The following is a 22340-nucleotide window of genomic DNA, read 5'->3' as shown; positions in this document are numbered from 1 at the left end:
TCGAAGCTCCGGCCCCGGAACGACCTGACGCGTGCTACCCCGCGGTCCCCGAGCCGGTGCTGCCGGAGCCTGTGGATCCGGAGCCGGTGGTGCCGCCGGTCCCGGTGACGCCGATGCCGCCGGAGGTGCCCGAGCCCGACCCCGTGGTGCCCGACCCGGTGCCGGAATCCGTGCCGCCGCTGGTACCGCCGGTGGTGCCGGACCCCGTGATGCCCGTGCCGGAGGTGCTACCGGAGGATCCGGTGCCGGTCCCACTGCTCGCCGAGGGCCGGGACGGGGTGGCGACCGTCGACGGCGTGGGCCTCGTCGAGGCGGCCTCGCCGGTGCCGGTGGATCCGGTGGTGTCGCCTGGCCGGTCCCGACCGGTGGTCGAGGTGTCGGTGGAGGTGTTCCGGGATGCCGTGCCGGTGCCGGCCAGCTTGCTGGTGCCGGGGGTGATCGGGGTGGCCGAACCGTGCTCCAGCCCGATCATCACGCCCAGTCCGAGGACGGTGGCGGCAAGAGCGGTCAGCCCACTGACGACCACCATCCGCCGGCTGATCCTGAACGGCGGCCGTTCGTCGCCGCCGGCCGTCGCGGCACCTGTCGCGCCGGCGGCGTCCGGGGTGCCGTCGGCCAGGTCGCGGTGACGCCGCCGCCAGGCGCTCCGCACCCGGTGGGTGCCCCTGCGCAGGGTGTTCTCGTAGAGGTTGAGCGCCAGGGTGGTGATGATGCTGGCCAGCGCCGCCCCGATCACCGTCCCGGCCGCCCCGAGGTGGCCGCCGATCAGGGTGGAGGTGGCGGCGGCCGCCGCACCGGCGAGGACGCTGGTCACCTTGGGTCGGTTCCACCCGGCGTCCTTGTCCTTCTCCTTGCCGGTGCCTCCGGCGGGCGCGGGCTGCGCCGGGCGTACCACCGTCTCCGGTTCCGGCACGGCAGAGCGGGCCGTACGCGGCCGCCGGCCGGCGCCGACCGGGGACGCGGGCGCGGCGCCGAAGGGGGCGGGAGCCGGGATCGCGCCGTCGGCGCCCTGACCGGTGCCGACCGCGCTGACACGATCCGTTCCTGCACGATCCGTACGCGCGTGAACCGTACGTATGCGCTCATCACCTGAGTGCTCGGTGCGCGTGGTGTCGGTGTGCGTGGTGTCGCTGCCTCGGCCGGTCGTCGTGGAAATGATGCACTCCGTGTCACTCTGCCCCGCGCCGTCGGCGACGCGGTGGGCTGCTGAAGGTCCGGACCGCCGTTGGCCCCCGTCCGTCCACCTTGCCACGGCGGCCGGGCCGAACGAAGCCGGATGGCACGCCGTTCAGTGGTCTCCAACACAGCGACGACCGCCGCCGCCACCCCGGTCGCTGTGACCAGCCCCGGGGCTGGCATCCGGGCGGTGGGCTACTTGTCCTTCTTCTCGGCCTCGGTGGTGGAGAGCGCCGCGACGAAGGCTTCCTGCGGCACCTCGACCCGACCGATGGTCTTCATCCGCTTCTTGCCCTCCTTCTGCTTCTCCAGCAGCTTGCGCTTGCGGCTGATGTCGCCGCCGTAGCACTTGGCGAGGACGTCCTTACGCATCGCGCGGATGGTCTCCCGCGCGATCACGCGAGCGCCGATCGCGGCCTGGATCGGCACCTCGAACTGCTGACGCGGGATGAGTTCCTTGAGCTTGGAAGCCATCATCGTGCCGTACGCGTACGCGTTGTCGCGGTGCACGATCGCCGAGAACGCGTCGACCGGCTCGCCCTGGAGGAGGATATCGACCTTCACCAGGTCGGCCTCCTGCTCCCCCGACTCGTGGTAGTCCAGTGAGGCATAGCCCTTGGTCCGCGACTTCAACTGATCGAAGAAGTCGAAGACGATCTCGGCCAGCGGCAGGGTGTAGCGGATCTCCACCCGATCCGAGGACAGGTAGTCCATCCCCTGCTGGACACCGCGCTTGGTCTGGCACAACTCGAGGATGGTGCCGATGAACTCGGCCGGCGCCAGGATGGTGGCGTCGACCACCGGCTCGTGCACCGCGGCGATCTTGCCGTCGGTCGGGTATTCCGACGGATTGGTGACCGTACGCTCCTCGCCACTCTCCATCTCCACCCGGTAGACCACGTTCGGGGCGGTCGAGATCAGGTCGAGGCCGAACTCGCGTTCCAGCCGCTCGCGAACGATCTCCATGTGCAGCAGACCGAGGAAGCCGACCCGGAAGCCGAAGCCGAGTGCGGTGGAGGTCTCCGGCTCGTAGACCAGCGCCGCGTCGTTGAGTTGCAGCTTGTCGAGGGCCTCGCGCAGCTCCGGGTAGTCGGAGGCGTCGATCGGGTAGAGACCCGAGTAGACCATCGGGTTGGGGTGCTGGTAGCCCGACAGCGGCTCGGTCGCCGGCTTGGCCGCCGAGGTCACCGTGTCGCCGACCCGGGACTGGCGGACGTCCTTCACCCCGGTGATCAGATAGCCGACCTCACCCACGCCGAGAGCGGTGCCCTTGGTCGGCTCGGGCGCGATGACGCCGATCTCGAGGAGTTCGTGGGTGGCGCCGGTGGACATCATCTGGATCTTCTCGCGCGACCGCAGCGCTCCGTCGACCACCCGGACGTACGTCACCACGCCGCGGTAGACGTCGTAGACGGAGTCGAAGATCAGCGCCCGGGCCGGGCCGTCCGCGGCGCCGGTCGGGGCGGGGACCTTCTCGACGATCCGGTCCAGCAGCTCGGGCACGCCCACGCCGGTCTTGGCGGAGACCCGCAGGACGTCGTCGGGGTCGCAGCCGATGATGCCGGACAGTTCCTCGGCATGTTTGTCCGGCTCGGCGCCGGGCAGGTCGATCTTGTTGAGGACCGGGATGATCTCCAGGTCGGCGTTGAGCGCCAGGTAGAGGTTCGCCAGGGTCTGCGCTTCGATGCCTTGGGCGGCGTCGACCAGCAGCAACGCCCCCTCACAGGCCTCCAACGACCGGGACACCTCGTAGGTGAAGTCGACGTGGCCTGGGGTGTCGATCATGTTCAGCGCGTACGTCCGTCCGTCGACGCTCCACGGCAGTCGTACCGCCTGGGACTTGATGGTGATGCCGCGCTCGCGTTCGATGTCCATCCGGTCCAGGTACTGGGCCCGCATGCTGCGCTCGTCGACGAGCTTGGTGAGCTGCAGCATCCGGTCGGCGAGGGTGGACTTGCCGTGGTCGATGTGCGCGATGATGGAGAAGTTGCGCAGCAGGGACGGGTCGGTCCGGCCGGGCTCGAGAACACTGTCAGTCACGGTGGGATGGACTCTCCTGGTCGAGGGCGTACGGGGCGACCCCCAGTCTCTCACGGTGCCGACGCCCGGGCACCCTCCCGGGACCGGGCATCGCACGTGGCATCGCACCGCAGCCGGGCACCGCGGCCGGCGGCAGACCCTCCGCCGCGCTCTTTTGGCGGATTCCCGGGCGGCTGGTAAGGTACTTGCTTGCGTTGTGTTCCGGGGAACTGGCACACATCACCCAGATCCCTAACGTCCGAGAGTACAGAGGCCTGCCCCGTGGCAAACATCAAGTCCCAGCAGAAGCGCATCAAGACGAACGAGAAGGCTCGTCAGCGCAACAAGGCGGTCAAGTCCGCCCTGCGCACCTACACCCGTCGCTTCAGCGAGGCTGTCGCGGCCGGCGAGACCGAGAAGGCCCAGGAGGCCGCTCGTGTCGCCCTCCGTCAGCTGGACAAGGCCGTGACCAAGGGCGTCATCCACAAGAACCAGGCGGCGAACCGCAAGTCGTCGATCGCCAAGAAGGCCGCCTCGCTGGCTGCCTGACCTGCGGTCCGTCTCGGTCCGACGGCATCCACCCGTTCCGACGACCTGTCGTCGCGGTGGATCCCTCGGACGGACAGACGTCGCGCAGTGTCCCGATCCTCGGAGGTCGGGGCGCTGTTCGTCGTCCCCCCGCACTCCGCACTCGCCCGCTCTGTCGACCCACTCGTCCGGCGGGTCGTCCCTGCTCCCCGACCGCCTCGCAGTGTCGTCGTCTCTCGCGCCCGTCCCGCTGGCGTCCTCCGGGATGTCCCCCATTGACCCCGACGGGCAGACTGGACCCATGAGTATGCCCGGTGGTCAGTGGCCCGTCCCCCGTACGCCGACGACGGTCGCCCGACGCCCGGTCACGGCGTGGGCGGCGGCCCGATTCATGCTCGGCTGGGTCGTCCTGCTGTGGCTGCTCGAGGCGGTGGACATGCTCAGCGGCAACCTGCTGGACATCTTCGCCATCCACGCCCGCGACCCGCAGGCGCTGCTGTTCATCTTCACCGCTCCGCTGCTGCACTTCGGCTGGGAGCACCTGCTCTCCAACACCGTCCCGTTCTTCGTCCTCGGCTGGCTGGTCTACGTCTCCGGCCGGGTCCAATGGGTGGTCTCGACCCTGCTCATCGTCGTCGTGTCCGGGCTCTTCGCCTGGGCCTTCACCCCTGCGGGTGCGTACATCGCCGGGGCGAGCGGGCTGATCTTCGGCTGGTTCGCCTACCTGGTGCTCCGTGGCCTGTGGACCCGGGACTGGCGGCAGATCCTCATCGCCGTGGGCCTCGTCGTGGTGTACGGCGGGATGATCTGGGGCGTGCTGCCGACCGATTCCGGGGTCTCCTGGCAGGCGCATCTCGGTGGGGTCGTCGGCGGGATCCTCGCCGCCGCGGTGATCGGCCGGCGCAGCGCGCCGCATGGCGTCGGGCGGCCAGATCGGCAGATCAGCGCTCGGCGAGTCGGCTGATCGTCAGCACCATCGTCTCCAGGGCATAGGCCGCATCGTCGGCCGCGCCCTTGACGTCGGCGTCGGCGCGGGCGACGAGCCGGACCGCCCGGGCCAGCCGTCGCTGGTCCCAGCGCTGGAGCTGCTGGCGCATCATCCGTAGCTTCCAGGGGGGCACGCCGATGTCGCCGGCGATCTCATTGTCGTTACCGCGGCCGCGGACGCCGCTCAGCAGCCCCAGGCCGCGGACCCCCGAGGCCATCGCGCTGGTGATCAGCACCGGTGGGGTGCCTGACGCCATCGCCCAGCGGAGCTCCTCCAGGGCGCGGATGGTGTGCCCGGCCAGGGCGGCGTCGGCGATCGAGAACCCCTTGACCTCGGCCCGGCCCTGGAAGAAGCGCCGGACCAGGTCCTCACGGATCAGCCCGTCCTCGGCGTCCTGGGCGAGCTGGTCGACCGCCCCGGCCAGGGAACGCAGATCGGTCCCGACGGTGTCGACGAGCTGCTGGGCCACCTGCGGGTCGAGTCGGGCGCCCCGCCCACGGGCCTCGTGCTCGACGAAGCCCACCAACTCCCGAGGTTTCAGCGGCGCCACCGGGAAGTGCGCCACCTTGGCCTTCTTCAGCTTGTCGACCAGGCCCTTGCCCTTGTTGCCGCCGCGGTGGACGAGCACCAACGCGATGTCAGGGGACGGGTGCGCGGCGGCCGCCAGCAACGCCTGCCCCAGGGAGTCCGATGCATCGGCCAGGTCGTCCACCACGACGGCGGAGTGGGTCGCGAACAGTGAGCCGGAGATCATCTGGGTCAGGTCGCCACCCTCGAGGCCGGTGGCGCTGGTGCGGGCGACCTCCACGCCCGGGTCCTCCGTCCGGCAGGCGGTGAGGACCTGCTCGACCGTACGATCCGCCAAGAGCTCCTCCGGCCCCTGGACCAGCACGACAGTGCCGTACGGAGATCCCAGGTCGTCGACGCGGAGCTGTCTGGTGGTGGCCACCCACCCACTATCGCAGCCTCCACTGACACCCGCACCCCGGCGTGGCCCAGGCGGACGGTGCTCAGTGGACGGTGCTCGGCGGACGGTGCTCAGTGGAGGGGGACAGCGCGACACCGCTGGTCCCGACAGCTGATGGCGAGGTGACCGCCCTGATCGGTCCGGACGATGCCCATGCCCAGGCCGGTGAGGGTGTCCAGGGTCTGGCGGTGGGGATGACCGTACGGGTTGTCGATGCCCACACTGACCAGGGCGAGCCGTGCTCCGGTGGCCCGGAGGAAGTCCCGCGACTGGTCGCGGGACCCGTGATGCGGGACGACCAGGACCGTCGCCCGGACGTCGGCGCCGGCCCGCAACAATCGGTCTTGCCCGTCGGCCTGCAGGTCACCGGGCAGCAGCATGCTCAGGCCGCCGACGCTGGCCCGCCCGACCAGGCTGCCGTCGTTCTCGTCGGCCGGATCGCTCGACGGCGGCCGGCCGGACGGTGGCGCAAGGGCTTCCCAGGTCACTGCCCCCACCCGGACGACGTCGCCGGCCGAGGAGACCAGATGCGGGACCGTACCGGTCTCCGGATACTGTCCAGGGGCGGTGACGACCGCCATCACCGGCAGCTGGGCGAGCACCTGCGGCAGCGCCCCGGCGTGGTCGGCGTGCAGGTGGCTGAGCACCAGCAGGGAGAGCCGTTGGATGCCGAGCTGGCGCAGACAGCCGAGGACGGCCGTTGCGTCGTCACCGGTGTCCACCAGCACCGCCTCCCCCGGACCGGACGCCAGGACGACGGCGTTACCCTGGCCGACGTCGCACACCGCGACCGCCCATCCCTGTGGTGGCCAGCCTGGTCGTACCGATCCGCGGAGCACCAGGGAGACCATCAGCACCGCCATCAGCAGCGATGCCCACCAGCGGGACAGACAGGCCGGGGCGGCAATCACCGCCACGGCGCCGGCGACCGCGAGTAGCACCACGCCCACCGCGCCCGGCGGCCACCACAGCGTCGCCCCAGGTGCCGCGGAGGCGGTGGCGGCGATCGCCGCGATGATGCGGGCGGCCAGGGCCGCCGGCCAGGCGACGATCACGGCTCCCTGCGGCCACACCACGCCCAGCCCCGCCGCAGCGAACCCGGCCACCGTCGCCGGGCCCACGAACGGGCCAACGGCCAGGTTGGCCAACAGTCCCACCGCGCTCACCGACCCCGACAGCGACACGGCGAAAGGTCCGGTCGCCAGCTGGGCTGCGAGCGGGACACACACCGCCTCGGCCAGCCATCGGGGCGCCCACCGGGTCATCCGGTCGGCCCACGGGGTCGCCCAGAGCACGATCCCGGCGGTGGCGGCGGTCGACAGCACGAACCCGGCGGAGCGGGACAGCCAGGGATCCACCACGAGCAGGCCGAGGACCGCGGCGGACAGCGATCGCAGACCGCGGCGTGGACCATCGGCGGCACCGGCGACGAGTGCCGAGAGGGCGACCGTGCCCATCGCTGCCGCCCGCAGCACGCTCGGCTCGGTCCGACACAGCGCGACGAACACCACCACGCCGACCGCAGTGAGACCATGGAGCGCCCGGCCGCGCAGGCCGAGGAGCTTCGCCCCGGTGAGCAGGAAGGCGAGCAGCAGGGTCAGGTTGCTCCCGGAGACCGCCATCACGTGGAGGAGTCCGGCGTCGCGGAACTCGGCCTCCATCGTCGCGTCGACCAGGCCGGTGTCGCCGACCACCAAGGCCGGCACCAGTGCCCGGGCCCGTGGATCGCGGTCAGCGACCGCCGCCCGCAAGGCGTCATGGACCCGGGCGACGGCCCGCTGGTCCCAGGACGGGGCCGCCGACAGGGTCGGTGGCCCGGAGGCCCGGACCATGGCGGCCAGATCCGATCCCGGCTCCGGGACGGCCAGGGTGCCCCGTACGGTCACGGTGCTGCCCGCAACCGCATCGCGCCACGCCGAAGCTTGGTCAGCCGGGATCGTCACCAGGACAGGTGCCCGGACCCGCACGTTCCCCTGCGGGGTGCGGAGGCCGACGACCCGGGCCCGTACCCAGACCAATCCGGCCGAGCCGTCGGATCCGTCCGGTTTGACCGGGGCGGCGATCCGCACCGGATCATGCAGGAGAACCAGCCGGAGGTCCGCCCCGGCGTGGTCGCCGGCGAGCGTACGCACCGGGCCGGTGCCGACCGCCAGACCGTGCAGCCCGCCGATCAAGAGACACCCCAACAGGGCCGCCGCGGCCGGCACCCGGGACCATCGCCGGGTGATCCGGGCCAGGACCAGCAGGGCAACGGCGGCGACCAGCCCGGCGAGCTGCCAGCCGGGCCGACCGGAGGTGCCGAGCCAACCACCGGCCCAGCCGGCCAGCGCCGTCGGGACCAGCCGCAGGTCGGCACCGGCCCGGGCCGCACGGTCAGACGACGACGCGCGGCGCAATGTCGGCATAGGTCTTCGGCCCGATCCCCTGGACGTCCTGCAACTGCTCGACGGTGCGGAAGCCGCCGTTCTGCTCCCGCCAGGTGATGATCTTCTTGGCGGTGGCCGGGCCGACGCCGGGCAGTTCCTCCAGCTCGACGGCGGAAGCCGTGTTCAGATTGATCCGCGCCGCCACGCCCTGACCGTCACCGCCCGTTCCCCCACCGGAGGTCCCTGTCCCGGACGCCGTCGCGGGTCCCCGGACCTCTCCCCCGGGTCGACCGGCCGATCCGACGACCACCTGCTGACCGTCCTGCAGCGGCTGGGCGAGGTTGAGGTCGCCGGGGTCCGCCCGCGAGGTCAGCCCACCGGCCGCGGTGATGGCGTCGTCGACGCGGGCGCCCTGCGGCAGGGCGACGAGTCCGGGCCGCTGCACCTCCCCGATGACATGCGCCGCGATCGACGCTCTGGCGGACGGTGTCCCGGAGGTGCCAGCAGTCGAAGCAGCGGCCGTCGGTGTCCCCGCCATCGGCAGTCCAAGGCCGGCCGCTCCGGCGGTCGCCGCGGCGTCGGCCGGCACAGCGATCGGGCGGGAGCGCAACAGGGTGAACCCGGCCAGCAGGATGCCGAGCAGCAGGATCACACTGACGACGAGCACAGTCTCCCGGCGCCACCGGGCAGCTCCGCGCAGCCCCACTCCGGCCTGGTCCGCGTCCTGCCCCCGGTCACGGTCGGTCCGGTCGTGACCGGGCCGACCAGGCCCATCAGGATCGAACGCGGCAGTGTCCTCCCAGGCCGTGTCGGGGGACGTCTCCAGCAGACCCGCCAGACGCCGCCGGGTCGCCTCGGCGGAGGGTTGGGGAAGTCGTCGGCTCATGACCGAGTGTGGTGCCCGCCGCCCGATCACGGCCGGCGGGCATCCGGTGTTGTGGACAGTTCTCCGGGTCAGGTCGGGCCTGTGGACGAGGGCGACCCGGACGAGGTCAGGCCGACGCGGACTCTTCGGCGGGGTGGTCCGTCGACGTCGGCTCGGTCACCAGGGTCGGCTCGGTCACCAGGGTCGGCGTCGGGAGAGCAGTGACGCGGCAGGCACCGGGCTCGCTGAAGGGGAAGATCTTCACCTCGGACGGTTCACCCAGTCCTTCGAGCATCGTTGCCACGACGCCGCGATGGACATTGCAGACGACCTCCGGGTGTCGACGGGCCGCCGCCAGCAGCGGGCAGCGGTGCAGATGCCACTCCCCCGGCGCCGTACGCTCGGGTGCGAACCCGACCTCGGCGAGCTGCCGGTCCACCGCCTGTTGCGGGGTCGCGTCCTCGGGCACGCCGTCCAGCAACTTGCGTCCCCACCGCTGGCCCGCACGGAAGGCCGCCTGCTGCGGATCGTCCACCGATTCGAGCACCTGCTCGACCAGCACGTCGGCCAGTGCGGCGTACTGGCGACCGATCGGCCACATCTGTCCGCCCGGCATCGACCGGTAGAGGGTCGCGGGCCGACCGCGCCCGCGGGGCGCCTCGGTGGTCGCCTCCGCGAGGTGGTCGGCGACGAGGCCTTCCAGGTGTTCACGGGTGGTGTTGACGTGCTGGCCGAGGGCCTTGGCGATCTGCTGGGCCCGCAACGGCTGCCCGTCCGCCTCGGCCAGCTGGGCCAGGACGGCCGCGCGGGCGCTGGACAGCGGTGTCGCGACGGCCGCGGGCAACGGGCCCATCGCCACCACGGCGCTGTCGTCGGCGTCCGCTCCGGAATTAGTCACAACATCATCGTACAAAACGTGTCCAGCCCGCTCGGGTCAATGGTGCACACAACAAGTGATCCACGACTCCCGGCGCGCATCGTTCCCGGGAGTCGGTGGCCGGTCGGGTCAGGCCGGGACGATGCTCACCAGCTTCGGGGCCCGTACGATCACCTTGCGGATCTCGCGACCGTCCAGGGACCGCCGGACGCCGGGGTCGGACAGGGCGAGCGTCTCCAGCTCGCTGTCGGAGACGGTCGGCGCCACGAGCAGCTTGGCGCGGACCTTGCCCTGAACCTGGACGACGCAGGTGACGGTGTCGACCACCAGCAGCGCCGGGTCGGCGGTCGGCCAGCTCGCGTTCGCCACCGACGGGGTGCCGCCCAGGGCTTCCCACATTTCCTCGGCGACGTACGGGGCGATCGTGCTCAGCGCCACGGTGACGAACTCGGCGGCCTCGCGAACGGCCGGGTCACCGGCTCCCGCACCGCTGTCGACGGTCTTGCGGGCGGCGTTGACCAGTTCCATGATCCGGGCGACGACGACGTTGAACCGCTGGTCGTCGAGCAACTGAGTGACGTCCTGGATGGTGCGGTGCGTGACGTGGCGCAGCGCCGCGTCACCGGTGGCCGGATCGGTGCCGGGCGCGGAGGTCACCTCGGCAGCGAGGCGATAGGCGCGCTGGAGGAACTTCAGCGAGCTGGCCGGCGACATGTCGGCCCAGTCGATGTCCTCATCGGGCGGGCCCGCGAAGACGACAGTGAGGCGGATGGCGTCCACCCCGAACCGGTCGATCTGTTCACCCAGATCGACGCCGTTACCGAGGGACTTCGACATCGCCTTGCCCTCGTTGATCACCTGGCCCTGGTTGAGCAGCCGGCGGAACGGTTCGGTGAAAGTGACCAGCCCCAGGTCGTACAGCACCTTGGTGAAGAACCGCGAGTAGAGCAGGTGCAGGGTCGCGTGCTCCACGCCACCGACGTACTGGTCGACCGGCATCCACCGGGCGACCTCGTCGGTGCCGAACGGTCCGTCGGCGAAGCCCGGGGAGCAGTAGCGGAAGAAGTACCACGAGGAGTCGACGAAGGTGTCCATCGTGTCCGTGTCCCGCTCGGCGGGGCCACCGCAGGAGGGGCAGGCGACCTCCCGCCACGCCGTCGCGGCCGGTCCGGCCAGCGGCGAGGTGCCCTTCGGGGCGAGGTCCTCACCGCGCAGGTCGGGCAGCTCGACCGGCAGCTGGTCGTCCGGCACGGCGACGTCGCCGCAAGCCGGGCAGTGCACGATCGGGATCGGGGCGCCCCAGAAGCGCTGCCGGCTGAGCAGCCAGTCGCGCAGCCGGTAGGTGATCGCCCGCTGGCCACGGCCGGCGGCCTCGAGGCGGTCGATCATCGTCGTGACACCGGACGTCTTGTCCGTCAGGCCGTCCAGAGCGCCGGAGTTGACGTACGTCCCGTCGCCGGCGGTGGCGATGCCGGTCTCGGCCGGGTCGGGCTGCCCGGTGTCGACGACCATCCGGACCGGGATGTCGAACGTGCGGGCGAAGTCGAGGTCGCGCTGGTCGTGGGCGGGCACCGCCATCACCGCGCCGGTGCCGTAGTCGGCCAGCACGTAGTCGGCCGCATAGACCGGAAGCTTCTCGTCGTTGACCGGGTTGGTCGCGTAGCGGCCGAGGAACACGCCGGTCTTGGGTCGCTCGGTGGACTGCCGCTCGATGTCGGAGATCCGCTTGGTCGCCTCGAGGTACTCCTCGAAGGCGGCACGCTGCTGGGGTGCGCAGATCTGGTCGGCCAACTCCGACTCGGGGGCAACCACGAAGAACGTCGCGCCGAACAGAGTGTCGGGGCGGGTGGTGAAGACCGTCACCGGGCCGTCGTGGCCCTCCACGGCGAAGTCGACGTACGCGCCTTCGGAGCGGCCTATCCAGTTGCGCTGCATCGCCAGCACCCGGTCGGGCCAGTGGCCCTCCAGCTGGGCCATGTCGTCCAGCAGCCGCTGGGCATAGTCGGTGATCCGGAAGTACCACTGGTTGAGCTTGCGCTTGGTGACTGCGGCGCCGCAACGCTCGCAGTGGCCCTGCACGACCTGCTCGTTCGCCAGCACCGTCTGGTCGTTGGGGCACCAGTTGACCATCGAGTCCTTGCGATAGGCCAGACCACGCTCGAAGAAGCGCAGGAACAGCCACTGGGTCCACCGGTAGTAGTCGGTGTCCGAGGTGTGCAGCCGCCGGCTCCAGTCGAGGCTCAGCCCATAGCGCTTGAAGGAGCGGGCCTGCGTCTCGATGTTCTTGTACGTCCACTCGGCCGGATGCGCGTTGCGCTTGATCGCGGCGTTCTCGGCCGGCAGGCCGAAGGAGTCCCAGCCGATCGGGTGCATGACGTCGTAGCCGCGCAGCTTCCAGTAGCGGGCGACGACGTCACCCATCACGAAGGCCTCGGCGTGTCCCATGTGGAGGTCGCCCGACGGGTAGGGGAACATGTCAAGGACATAACGTCGCTCCCGCGCACCGTCGTCGAGGGGCACGAAGGTCCCGTTCTGCTCCCAGAACGCCTGCCAGCGCTCCTGAGCGGCTACCGCGTCATACGTCGTCATGTCCTCAGGCACCCGGCGATTCTAGCCCACGGCCCGCCCGTCACCCCGCCCTCGGTCACCGGCGGAGGCCGGCCCCAGCGGACCGAACCGGGCCAGACTCCGGGCCCGCATCCGGTGCCACTCGTCCGGGTGCAGGCCGTGCTCGACGACATTGCGAAGCAGAGCGACCAGGCCGTGGTCCGGAAGGACCTTCTCGGCCTCCTCCAGGCAGATGCAGACCAGCGCCCCGTCCCCCCGGGCCCAGGCGGCGACCCCGACCAGGCCCAACGGAGCGGCGGCCTCCAGGCCGCTGCTCCGGCGCGCCGCAGCCGCCCACACCCGCGACCACAGCCCGGCCGAGCCCCGTTCGATCCGCAGCGTCGCCACGTCACGGGCCTCCGGGCGGGCCGCCAGCGCGACCAGCCGGCCCAGCTGTCCCGGATCCGGATCGGCGCCGGTCTCCTCGATCTCGGTGAGAGCACGGTCCATCTCCTCGGCCGCAGCCCCGCCCGCGACCCCGCGGATCCGGGTCAGGGTGCGGACCAGAGCACGGCGGAAACCGTCCAGCTCGCCCTCGTCTGTCTCGTCGTCCCCATCGTCCCCGTCGTCACGGTCGAGAGGCCGGACGGTCGCGCGCAGTTCCTCACGATCGGACCAGGCGGGCAGACCGTGGACGACGGCCTCCGCGGCGGCGGGATCGGAGAGGACGTCGGCGTAGTCGAACCCGTCGGGTGGACAGCAGGACTCGTCGCTGCAGGTCACCGAGCGGTAGCGGCCGCCGGCGACGTGGACGGCCTCCAGCACCTCGGGGGCGGCGGGATCGCTGAGGGCGGCGGCTTCGAGCGCCAGCGACAACCCGGCCAGCGCTTCCGCCACGTCCGGCGCAGGCCCGTCGGTGTAGGCCACCAACAACAGACCGGTGGCCGCCAGCCGGTCCAACTGGTGGCGCAGGAAGGCATCGACACCGCCGGGCTCGGCGCACAGCACCTCGCTGTCCAGGCGCAGGGTCACCACCACCCGGCGATCGTCGAAGAGCACGGCCACGAGCGAGTCGTGCGGGTGGAAGCCGAGCAGGTAGGGGACGGTCGCCAGCATGCCCTGCAGGCCGTGCGGCCGCAGCACGACGAGGTCGCTCCCGCTCGGGTCGGTGACGGGATCCTGGATGCGCGGGTCGATGCCCGGGTCGGTGTGGGGGTCCATGCCCGCAGGGTGGGACGTACGATGTCAGCGGCGGACGGATCGGGCCGACCTTGTGGACAACCTCTCCCGGCGCCGGGAGCCTGTGGACGCCTAGACTCCAACGGTGGCCATTCGTGACGGATCGAGCGCCCGCGTCCGTACGTACCTGACCGGCGCCGTGCTGATCGCGCTGGTGATCGCCGCCGCCGCGATCGGTGATCGGCTGGACCATCCCTCCCCCGCCCCGGTCACCGCGACCGGGAGCACACCCGCCGGACCGGCGCGCGGACGGCCGCCGAGCGGAGCAGGCGCGCGCTCGACCACTTCCCTGCCCGTTCCGACCGGGCTGCCGTCATCCGGCAGGTGGATCGACTACGAATCCTCGGAGGGCACCGGGCGGCTGGCGGTGACCGATCACCGGCGACACGACGGCCTGACCGAATTCGACGTCGTCCTGGCCGCCACCAGCGGCTACCAGTCCTACATCCTCCTGGCGTACGACGACACCGGCTACCGCTACCTGCCTGAGTCCGATCTCTCCGGCGGCCAGCCGATGGACTCCGGGGTGATCGCGGCGGGCGAGACGCTGCGCGGCAGCATCGCCTTCGCCGCGCCGACCGGACCGCTCACCCTGGTGCTGCGCAACGACCGTGACGAGGCCGTCGCCGCGCTGCGGATCGAGTGAGGCGGACGGATCCAGAGGCTACGGATCGAGTGAGGCGTACGGGTCCGGTGATCGCGGACGGATCGAACGTCGGCTCGGCGTCGTGCGGATCGTGTGACTGCCGGCCGACCTGCAGCGTCAGTGCGTGTCGTCGGTGTCCGAGCTGTCGCGGCGACGTACGGCCCGCCGGACCAGGGCGCGCCGCACCAGCCAGACCGTGAGCGCGACGAACGCCACCCCCAGGACGGCGTAGACGACGGTGGAGAACCGATCCATCCACTCCGACACGGCGTGCCAATTGTCGCCCAGCAGATAGCCGGCGACGACCAGAGCGGTGTTCCAGATCACGCTACCGAGCACGGTGAAGGCGGAGAACTTCAGCAGCGGCATCCGGTCGATGCCCGCCGGGATGGAGATCAGGGAGCGTACGCCCGGAACGAGCCGGCCGATCAGGACGGCGAACGACCCGTAGCGGGTGAACCAGTCGATCGAGGAGTCGACGTCGTGGGCGTCGACCAGCGGGATCCGTTCGGCGATCCAGCGCAGCCGCTCGGCCCCGATCGCCGCACCGAGCCAGTACAGCAGCAGTGCCCCGGTGAGGGAACCGGCGCTGGCCCAGACGATCGCCTCCACCAGACCGTACGGCGCGTCCGGCCCGGCGGCGGTGAAACCGGCCAGCGGCAGGATCACCTCGCTCGGGATCGGCGGGAAGACGTTCTCCAGCAGGATGGCCAGGAACACGCCCGGTCCGCCGATCGTCTGCATGAGTCGGGTCACCCACTCGACGATCGTGCTGATCCACCCCATGGGCGGTCACCTCCGTGTGCGCGGTCCGGACAGCAGGGCCGGGCGGGCCCGGGGACGAGGGCTCAGTAGACGACGACGCGGGTCGAGCCGACCTCGACCTGGTCGAAGATCGCCGCCAATGCGGCCTTGTCCCGGACGTTGACACACCCGTGGGAGTTGCCGTTGTAGCCACGCGCCGCGAAGTCCGAGGAGAAGTGCACGGCCTGGCCACCGGAGAAGAACATGGCGTACGGCATCTCCGAGCCGTAGAGGTTGGAGGTCCACTGGACCTCCTTGCGGAACACCAGGAAGTTCCCCTCGCGGGTGCGCCGCTCCGGGTCGGACTCCTTGCCGAACCGTACGTCGACGGTGGTGACGATCTGCCCGTCCTTCATGAAGTAGAGCTTCCGGGCCGCCTTCGACACGCACATCACGGTGCCGTAGCCGCAGCGGGGATCGGTGTTGGCCGGGGCGATCCGGTCACCGGCCGTCTTCTTGTCCGCCGCAGCCTTCTTCGCCGCCGCAGCGGCGTTGGCGGCGGCGTCCATGGTCGCCTCACCTGAGGGGGTCGGCGTGGGCGTCGCCTTGAACGCGGCCGCCGGCAGGGCGGTCGCCGTACGGGCTGCGGCCGGGGTGGCCGTCGGCGTGGGGGTGGCGTCGGTCCGGACGACCGGCTCCTCGGTCGCCAGCGGTGCCGGGACGGCTGCGGTGACCTTCGGTGCGCACCCGGCGACCGCCAGGGTCACCAGCGCCGCGATCGCCGCCAGTCCGGCAGAACGGACGTTCCTCATGTATCTCCCCACCCCGAGATCGTTATCCGCGCCCAGCATAGGGGGACCGGCCGCCAGCACGGAAAACGGGTCCACGGCAAGCGGAGGGATCCGGGGACTCAGAGGTCCTCCAGGGTGCCGGCTCAGACATCGACCCGGATGCCGAGCCGTTCGGCCAGCAGTGGTGCCAGTTCGTGGAGCTGTGCGGTGGACACGGTGACCCCGCGCAGCTCCTCCCAGCCGACCAGGTCGCCGAGGTCGGCGCCGCGCAGGTCGAGGTCGCGCAGGGTGGAGCCGGTGAGGTCGAGCCGGCCGATCCGGCTGCCGGCGAAGGCCACCCGGGTGACGTCCGCCCGGACCAGATCGAGATCCTCGATGGCGCAGTCGACGAACTCGACATCGGCGACCTCGCTGCCGCGCAGGTTGAGGAAGCCGATCTTGCAGCCGGTGAATCGTACGGACCGGACCCGGCCGTCGGTCAGTTCCGCCGAGCCGATCCGGCTGCGGTGCACCACGACGTCACGCCAGTCGGGCCGGTGTGCGTCGAGGGTGGTGACGTCCAGCCGGTCGCCGACCACCTCGACCACCGCCGAGCCGGTCAGCCCCCAGCGGCCGACGGTCAGCCCGTCGAGCCGGCAACCGTCGAGGTCACGACCGGTCAGATCGAGCGTGTCGAGGTCGAGGTCCGCGTACGTACGCCCCGTCAGGTCACCACGCCCCGCGGTCAGCTCAGTGGCCTCCCCCGGCTCCAGATCGGCGGGATCGACCGGATCGATCATCGGGGCGGTGGTGGACCGCGGACGGCGTCGGGTGCTCACGGCGCGAGCCTAGTGTCGGGCACCGACAGCGTGCCGCCCGCACCGTGACGGACACCGGTGCGGACATCGGCGAGGACGGCGGTCAGCAGGTCCAGTGCCCGGTCCAGGTCGGCGGCGTCGACGCCGCCGTAGTCGACGATGATCCCGGTCCGGTGGGCGGTGCCGGCCCAGCCCTGGGCGAGGTCGCCGACCCGTACGCCCCTCTCCCGGCAGGCCCTGGCGACCGCCGCCGCGGCGGTCGCGTCCATCGGCAGGACCAGCAGCCGACCCCCGTCGATGGCGCCGGGCAGTGACACCAGATGGGCGGCGACGACGGCCCGTGCCTCGGTGAGACGGCGACGGTTACGGTGAATCCGGCGGCGCAGACCGCCGTCGGCGAGGTAGCTGGCGACCGCGCGTTGGGTCACCGCGGCGACCGGGCTGCCGAGGTCGGCGCGGGTGGCGGCGACGACCTCGACCAGCTCGGGCGGCAGCAGCAGGTAGCCGGTGCCGATGTCGTGCGACAGCACCGAGGAGAACGTGCCGAGCTGGACCACCGGCGCGTCCCCACCGAGTCCGAAGAGAGTGGGCAGCGGCGGCCCCAGGTAACGCGATTCACTGTCGTAGTCGTCCTCCAGGATCAGGGTGCCGGTGCGGGCCGCCCAGGACAGCACTCCGCTGCGGGTCGCCGCTCCCATCGAGCGCCCGTCGGGGTACTGGTAGTTCGGTGTGACGATGGCCAGGTCGCAGCCGTCCGCCTCACTCAGCCGGTCGGCGGGCAGCGGAACGGTGGCCACCGGCTGGCGGGCCAGGAACCGCCGCAGTCCGGTGAATCCCGGGTCCTCGACGGCCACCCGGGTGCGCCGGTCCCGATCGGGGAACAGCGCGGCGAGCAACAGTCCGAGGCCCTCGCGGGCGCCGGCGGTCACCACGACCTGGTCGGCCGCGACAGCCATCCCCCGCATCAGCCGCAGGTGCTCGGCGATGGCCCGCCGCAGGTCGGCGACGCCGGCCGGATCCGGCCGCCCCGGCGGGGACGACGGGGAGCTGGCCCGCCGCCAGGCCGACCGCCAGGCGGCATCACCGAGAGGGGAGGTGGCCTCGTGGCCGGGGCCGAGATCGAGGAACTCCGTGCTCCCGCCGGTCGCCGGACCCGGCGGGGCCGCGTCGCCGGAGCGGCCCGCCATGCCCCGACCCGCCATGCCCCGACCTGCCATGCCCCGACCAGCCATGGCTCCCGTGCCGCCGCCGACACGTCCGGGGGCCCTGCCTCTTCCGGCGGCGCCGACACCGGAGCGGGCGAGCGTGCTCGCCCCGATCGGTGCGGCGGCCACCCCCGGTGCGATCACTGTGCCGGCCCGTGGCCGGGCGACCAGGTAGCCCTCGGCGCCGAGCTGCTCGTACGCCGCCTCGACGGTGCCCCGGGAGACGCCGAGCCGGGCGGCGAGCGCCCGGGTGGAGGGGACGGCGGTGCCCGGTGACAGCACTCCCGCGGCGACGGCGGAGCGTACGGCCGCCGCGAGCTGCACCGGCAAGGAGGCGCCGCCGTCGCGGTCCAGCACCACCGGGAAATCCGCCGCCTCACGCCTCATGGGCCCAGCCTACCCAGAACTGGCCCACTGAACTATCGCGGAAGTGGCTCTGGCCTGGGCCAGTTGGGCACGCCAGGATGGCGGAGGCGCGTCCGCCGCACCGCTGTCGCGCCCCTCCCAGCCGTCGACCACAAGGAACCCAGTCATGACCGCAACCACCACCGCCGACCGTGTGACGGTCAACACCGGACTCGCCCGGATGCTCAAGGGCGGCGTCATCATGGACGTCGTCACCCCCGAGCAGGCGAAGATCGCCGAGGAGGCCGGTGCTGTCGCCGTGATGGCGCTGGAGCGTGTCCCCGCCGACATCCGCGCCCAGGGCGGGGTGGCCCGGATGAGTGACCCGGACCTGATCGAGGGCATCATCGCGGCGGTGTCGATCCCGGTGATGGCGAAGGCACGGATCGGTCACTTCGTCGAGGCCCAGGTGTTGCAGGCGCTCAAGGTCGACTACATCGACGAGTCCGAGGTGCTCTCCCCCGCCGACTACGTCAACCACATCGACAAGACGCAGTTCGAGGTGCCGTTCGTCTGTGGTGCCACCAATCTCGGCGAGGCGCTGCGCCGGATCACCGAGGGCGCCTCGATGATCCGTTCCAAGGGCGAGGCGGGCACCGGTGACGTCTCCGAGGCGATGAAGCACCTGCGCACGATCACCGGCGAGATCCGGGCGCTGGGCGCGAAGTCCGACGACGAGCTCTACGTCGCGGCCAAGGAACTGCAGGCACCGTACGAGCTGGTCCGTCAGGTCGCCCGCCAGGGGAAGCTGCCGGTGGTGCTGTTCGTCGCCGGCGGGATCGCCACCCCGGCCGATGCCGCGATGATGATGCAGCTCGGCGCCGACGGCGTCTTCGTCGGCTCGGGCATCTTCAAGTCCGGCAACCCGGCCAAGCGGGCCGCGGCGATCGTCCGGGCGACCACCCACTTCGACGACCCGCAGGTGATCGCCGAGGCATCGCGCGGTCTGGGTGAGGCGATGGTGGGCATCAACGTCGCCGACGTCCCGGCACCGCACCGGCTGGCGGAGCGTGGCTGGTGACGACGATCGGCGTCGTCGCACTGCAGGGGGCGGTGAGCGAGCACGTGACGATGCTCACCGCCCTCGGCGCGCAGACCCGCGAGATCCGTACGCCGGATCAGCTCGACGGCGTCGACGGGGTGGTGCTGCCGGGCGGTGAGAGCACCGCGATGGCCCGGGCCGCGGCGAAAGTCGGGCTGTTCGAGGAGCTGGCCGTACGCCGCGCCGCCGGGCTGCCGATCTTCGGCACCTGCGCCGGGCTGATCCTGCTCGCCGAGCGGGTCAAGGACGGGCAGGCGTTGACCGGCTTCGCCACCGTCGGCGGGCTGGACATCACCGCCCGCCGCAATGCGTACGGCGGCCAGTTGGCGTCGTTCACCGCGGATCTCCCGATCGAGGGGCTGGCGGGGCCGGCGTTCCCGGCGGTGTTCATCCGGGCACCACAGGTGGTCGAGGTCGGCCCGGACGTCGAGGTGCTGGCCCGGACCGGTGCCGACGGGCCGGTGGTGGCCGTACGCCACGGCAGGCTGCTGGCGACGTCCTTCCATCCCGAGCTGACTGCCGACGACCGGCTGCACCGGCGGTTCCTGGAGCTGGTCGAGGCGGCCTGATCGCGGCTGCCTCGCTCCGGCGACGCTCGCCGGCAGGATCCACGTTGGCCGGCGCCGGTCGTCGTGCCGTCAGATCAGCCAGACGGCGGCGATCCAGGCGCCGGCCGCGATCATCGGACCGTACGGGTACTCGGTCCTCAGGCCGCCCCGTCGCAGCAGGATCAGCACCAGGCCGACCACACCGCCGAGGATCGCTGCCAGCAGCGCGCCCCAGACCAGGTGGAGCCAGCCGAACCAGCCGAGCCAGGCACCGATCAGACCGGCGAACTTCACATCGCCGAGGTAGATCCCGCGGGGGAAGACCAGCGCATTGACCAGATAGAACGCCAGAAACAGCACTCCGGCCAGTAAGGCCCGCCCCAGCCGCAGCCATTGCTCGCTGCCCCCTGCAGCGATCGTCAAGGTGCCGAGGACGACCGGATAGGCCCACCCCATGATCGGGTCCGGCAGCCGCATGACGGCCAGGTCGCAACAGATCAGCAGGGCACTGACGACGCCGAGGATCCAGAACGGGACCGCCTCCCACCAGGACCCGGCGAGCCCGACCGCGACCCACGCCAGGGCCGCCGCGACCGCCGCGACGACCCAGCCCCGCAGCCAGTGACTGTCGGAGTCGCAGACCCGGCGGCCCCAGCCGGCCATGACCCACCCGGCCGGCAGCGCCAGCCCGGCGGCCAGCACCGGCCGGACCGCGGCGGCGGCAGCAGCGGCGGCGGTCAGGGTCACGAGAACGCCGCCATGATGTTGAGCACCGCCGGTCCGAGGATGACGATGAACAACACCGGCAGGATGCAGAAGGTCAGCGGGAAGATCACCTTCACCGGGATCCGCTGGGCCCGTTCCTCGGCCCGCTGCCGGCGGATCAGGCGCATCTCGTCGGCCTGCGTACGCAACACGTCGCGCAGCGCGAGCCCGCTCTCCTCGGCCTGGATGATGGTCCGGATGAACCGGCGCAGCGCCGGGACCTTCGTCCGCGCGGCCAGCGCGAGATAGGCGTCCCGGCGGGGCTGGCCGACCTGCATGTCCTGGGCGGTGCGCCGTAGTTCTCCGGCCAGCACACTGTCGCTGTTGGTGGCCACCCGCACCAGCGCGGCCTCGAAGCCGAGCCCGGCCTCGACGGCGATGCTCATCTGGTCGAGGATGTCGGCGAGTTCGTTGCCCATCGACTCCCGGCGCTCGATCCCGATGCTCCACAGCCGCAGTTCGGGGATCGCGTAGACCAGTACGACCAGGACGATCCCGAGGACGAAGGTGTTGCCGGCGGGGTTCCGCAGGAAGAGGAGGACGGCGAGGAGAGCGGCGACCACGGTGGCCCAGATCTTCACCGACACGACCCGGTCGAGCGGCCAGCTCGCCGGGCGGCCGGCCTCCGAGAGCAGGCGGTCGAGCAGGCGCAACTCCCCCTTCGGCAGCAACGCGACCCCGGCGCGTCCCTGCCCGTCACCGGAGAGCCGGCGCGGCGCGACGTCACCGCGGTCCTGCGGGGCCAGCCCCTGCCGGAGATTGCTCAGGGCGCGTTGCCGGACGGGATCCGCCCCAGCCACGACAAGATAGGTCAACAGCCCGAACCCCGCGCTGGCGAGGACGACGAACACGGCCATGATCGCTGGCATCGTCACTCCTAATACTTCACTTTGGTCATCGCGTTGAGCCAGATGCCGCCGATGATCATCAGCACCACCGCCGCCGCGATCAGCAGCCAGCCGATCGGCGTACCGAACAACGGCGCGAAGTACGTGGGGTTCATGACGTAGACGAGCAGGAAGACACCGATCGGCAAGGCCATCAGGACCCAGCCGGACATCCGGCCCTCCGCACTGAGAGCGTCGACCTGGCGGCGCAGGGCGGCCCGTTCCCGCATGGTGCCGGCCACGCCGTCGAGCACGTCGGCCAGGTTGCCGCCGACCTCGCGGTTGATCGCGATGGCCTGGGCCACCCAGGAGAAGTCCTGGCTCTGCATCCGGGCGGCCACGGCCTCGAGCGTGTCGCTCATCGGCCGGCCGACCCGCAGCTCGTTGCCCACCCGGGTGAACTCCGACCGGGACGGTTCGTCGCCTTCGGTGGCGACCACCTGCATCGCCTGCGGAAGGGAGGTGCCGGCCCGCAGGCTGGCGGCGAGGGTCTGCAGCACCTCGCCGAGCTGCTCGGAGAAGGCGGAGCGGCGTCGACTCGTACGACTCACCAGCACGAGCCAGAACACCAGCGGCACCAGCACTGCCAGCAGCAGGCCGAGGAAGGCGTTGGCGCCGATCAGCCCGATCGCGAAGGCGACCACCATGCTGGACAGCACCAGCACCCCGACCTCCCGTGCGTCGGCGCGGATCCCGGCCAGGTAGAGGACATCCTGCAGACCGCTGCCGCGACCGGCCATCAGCCGGCCGACACCGTCGGTCGCCGTCGACGTCAGCCGGGCGAGGACGCCCGGTGGTGGCGGGACGTCCGGGCGACGCCGCGACATCGGCAGGGTGTAGCGGCGCGGGGCGAGCGCGGCGGCGCCGAGGCCGAGGGCGACGACCAGCAGGGCGAGGCCCAGCCACAGCAGGGCCGGAGAGTCGGTGAGTCCCATGAC

Annotated in this window: 20 protein-coding genes; 5 read left to right on the top strand and 15 right to left on the bottom strand. The window is 71.6% G+C overall.

Features of this window, described 5'->3' with window-relative positions:
• Positions 1–34: 34 nt before the first annotated feature.
• Positions 35–913 carry a hypothetical protein gene (locus tag R0146_RS10940; protein ID WP_317689593.1) on the bottom strand — a complete coding sequence of 293 codons (879 nt, stop codon included), beginning with the start codon at positions 911–913 and terminating at the stop codon, positions 35–37.
• 458 nt (positions 914–1371) lie between these two features.
• On the bottom strand, positions 1372–3216 hold the full coding sequence (lepA, locus tag R0146_RS10935) for a translation elongation factor 4 (RefSeq protein WP_317689591.1): 1845 nt from the start codon (positions 3214–3216) through the stop codon (positions 1372–1374).
• Between the two features lie 261 nt (positions 3217–3477).
• On the opposite strand from lepA, the gene rpsT reads away from it, so the two are divergent.
• Both rpsT and R0146_RS10925 read left to right on the top strand, forming a co-directional pair.
• Positions 3478–3744: a 30S ribosomal protein S20 gene (gene rpsT, locus R0146_RS10930; RefSeq protein WP_317689589.1), complete on the top strand. Its 267-nt coding sequence runs from the start codon at positions 3478–3480 to the stop codon at positions 3742–3744.
• Between the two features lie 370 nt (positions 3745–4114).
• Positions 4115–4687, top strand: coding sequence for a rhomboid family intramembrane serine protease (locus R0146_RS10925; RefSeq protein ID WP_317692385.1), 573 nt, complete (start codon positions 4115–4117; stop codon positions 4685–4687).
• Here R0146_RS10925 and holA read toward each other — a convergent pair.
• From holA to R0146_RS10895, 6 genes are all read right to left on the bottom strand, one after another.
• Positions 4665–5660, bottom strand: coding sequence for a DNA polymerase III subunit delta (holA, locus tag R0146_RS10920; protein ID WP_317689586.1), 996 nt, complete (start codon positions 5658–5660; stop codon positions 4665–4667). The two genes, R0146_RS10925 and holA, sit on opposite strands and share 23 nt — an antisense overlap.
• An 89-nt stretch (positions 5661–5749) precedes the next feature.
• On the bottom strand, positions 5750–8083 hold the full coding sequence (locus R0146_RS10915) for a ComEC/Rec2 family competence protein (protein WP_317689584.1): 2334 nt from the start codon (positions 8081–8083) through the stop codon (positions 5750–5752).
• Positions 8052–8930 (bottom strand): helix-hairpin-helix domain-containing protein, encoded by an 879-nt coding sequence (locus tag R0146_RS10910; RefSeq protein WP_317689582.1) that lies wholly within the window; start codon positions 8928–8930, stop codon positions 8052–8054. The genes R0146_RS10915 and R0146_RS10910 overlap by 32 nt, the downstream gene beginning before the upstream one ends.
• 106 nt (positions 8931–9036) lie before the next feature.
• Complete coding sequence (locus R0146_RS10905; RefSeq protein ID WP_317689580.1) at positions 9037–9807, bottom strand: helix-turn-helix transcriptional regulator; 771 nt, start codon at positions 9805–9807, stop codon at positions 9037–9039.
• A gap of 108 nt (positions 9808–9915) precedes the next feature.
• Positions 9916–12375, bottom strand: a complete 2460-nt coding sequence (gene leuS, locus R0146_RS10900) for a leucine--tRNA ligase (RefSeq protein WP_317692384.1) — start codon at positions 12373–12375, stop codon at positions 9916–9918.
• Between the two features lie 21 nt (positions 12376–12396).
• On the bottom strand, positions 12397–13554 hold the full coding sequence (locus R0146_RS10895) for a DUF4192 domain-containing protein (RefSeq protein WP_317689578.1): 1158 nt from the start codon (positions 13552–13554) through the stop codon (positions 12397–12399).
• A 103-nt stretch (positions 13555–13657) separates the two neighbouring features.
• On the opposite strand from R0146_RS10895, the gene R0146_RS10890 reads away from it, so the two are divergent.
• Entirely contained in the window at positions 13658–14218 is a 561-nt protein-coding gene (locus R0146_RS10890; protein ID WP_317689576.1) for a hypothetical protein, read from the top strand.
• 117 nt (positions 14219–14335) lie between these two features.
• On the opposite strand, the gene R0146_RS10885 is transcribed toward R0146_RS10890, so the two are convergent.
• The 4 genes from R0146_RS10885 to R0146_RS10870 all read right to left on the bottom strand — a co-directional run bounded on the left by R0146_RS10885 (position 14336) and on the right by R0146_RS10870 (position 18142).
• The gene (locus tag R0146_RS10885; protein WP_317689574.1) at positions 14336–15004 is read right to left on the bottom strand and encodes a DedA family protein; all 669 of its coding nucleotides are present in this window, start codon (positions 15002–15004) and stop codon (positions 14336–14338) included.
• Positions 15005–15066: 62 nt separating this feature from the next.
• The gene (locus R0146_RS10880; RefSeq protein ID WP_317689572.1) at positions 15067–15774 is read right to left on the bottom strand and encodes a L,D-transpeptidase; all 708 of its coding nucleotides are present in this window, start codon (positions 15772–15774) and stop codon (positions 15067–15069) included.
• 122 nt (positions 15775–15896) lie between these two features.
• Positions 15897–16571 carry a pentapeptide repeat-containing protein gene (locus R0146_RS10875; RefSeq protein WP_317689570.1) on the bottom strand — a complete coding sequence of 225 codons (675 nt, stop codon included), beginning with the start codon at positions 16569–16571 and terminating at the stop codon, positions 15897–15899.
• The gene (locus tag R0146_RS10870) at positions 16568–18142 is read right to left on the bottom strand and encodes an aminotransferase-like domain-containing protein (protein WP_317689568.1); all 1575 of its coding nucleotides are present in this window, start codon (positions 18140–18142) and stop codon (positions 16568–16570) included. The genes R0146_RS10875 and R0146_RS10870 overlap by 4 nt, the downstream gene beginning before the upstream one ends.
• Before the next feature lie 145 nt (positions 18143–18287).
• Between R0146_RS10870 and pdxS the strand changes: the two genes are divergently transcribed.
• Positions 18288–19181, top strand: coding sequence for a pyridoxal 5'-phosphate synthase lyase subunit PdxS (pdxS, locus tag R0146_RS10865; protein WP_317689566.1), 894 nt, complete (start codon positions 18288–18290; stop codon positions 19179–19181).
• Positions 19178–19771, top strand: a complete 594-nt coding sequence (pdxT, locus tag R0146_RS10860) for a pyridoxal 5'-phosphate synthase glutaminase subunit PdxT (RefSeq protein WP_317689564.1) — start codon at positions 19178–19180, stop codon at positions 19769–19771. The genes pdxS and pdxT overlap by 4 nt, the downstream gene beginning before the upstream one ends.
• A gap of 69 nt (positions 19772–19840) precedes the next feature.
• Here the strand turns inward: pdxT and R0146_RS10855 are convergent, their stop codons facing one another.
• The 3 genes from R0146_RS10855 to R0146_RS10845 are packed head-to-tail and all read right to left on the bottom strand — an operon-like array spanning position 19841 to position 22337.
• Positions 19841–20497 (bottom strand): prepilin peptidase, encoded by a 657-nt coding sequence (locus R0146_RS10855; protein WP_317689562.1) that lies wholly within the window; start codon positions 20495–20497, stop codon positions 19841–19843.
• Positions 20494–21384: a type II secretion system F family protein gene (locus R0146_RS10850; RefSeq protein WP_317689560.1), complete on the bottom strand. Its 891-nt coding sequence runs from the start codon at positions 21382–21384 to the stop codon at positions 20494–20496. Before R0146_RS10850 ends, R0146_RS10855 begins: the two co-directional genes overlap by 4 nt.
• Positions 21385–21392: 8 nt before the next feature.
• Positions 21393–22337, bottom strand: a complete 945-nt coding sequence (locus R0146_RS10845) for a type II secretion system F family protein (RefSeq protein WP_317689558.1) — start codon at positions 22335–22337, stop codon at positions 21393–21395.
• Between the last annotated feature and the right edge of the window lie 3 nt (positions 22338–22340).

Source organism: Raineyella sp. LH-20 (genome assembly GCF_033110965.1).
In the GTDB taxonomy this organism is placed as follows: Bacteria; Actinomycetota; Actinomycetes; order Propionibacteriales; family Propionibacteriaceae; genus Raineyella.
Note: the sequence above shows the minus strand (reverse complement) of the source record. Positions and strands in the feature narration are given on the sequence as shown.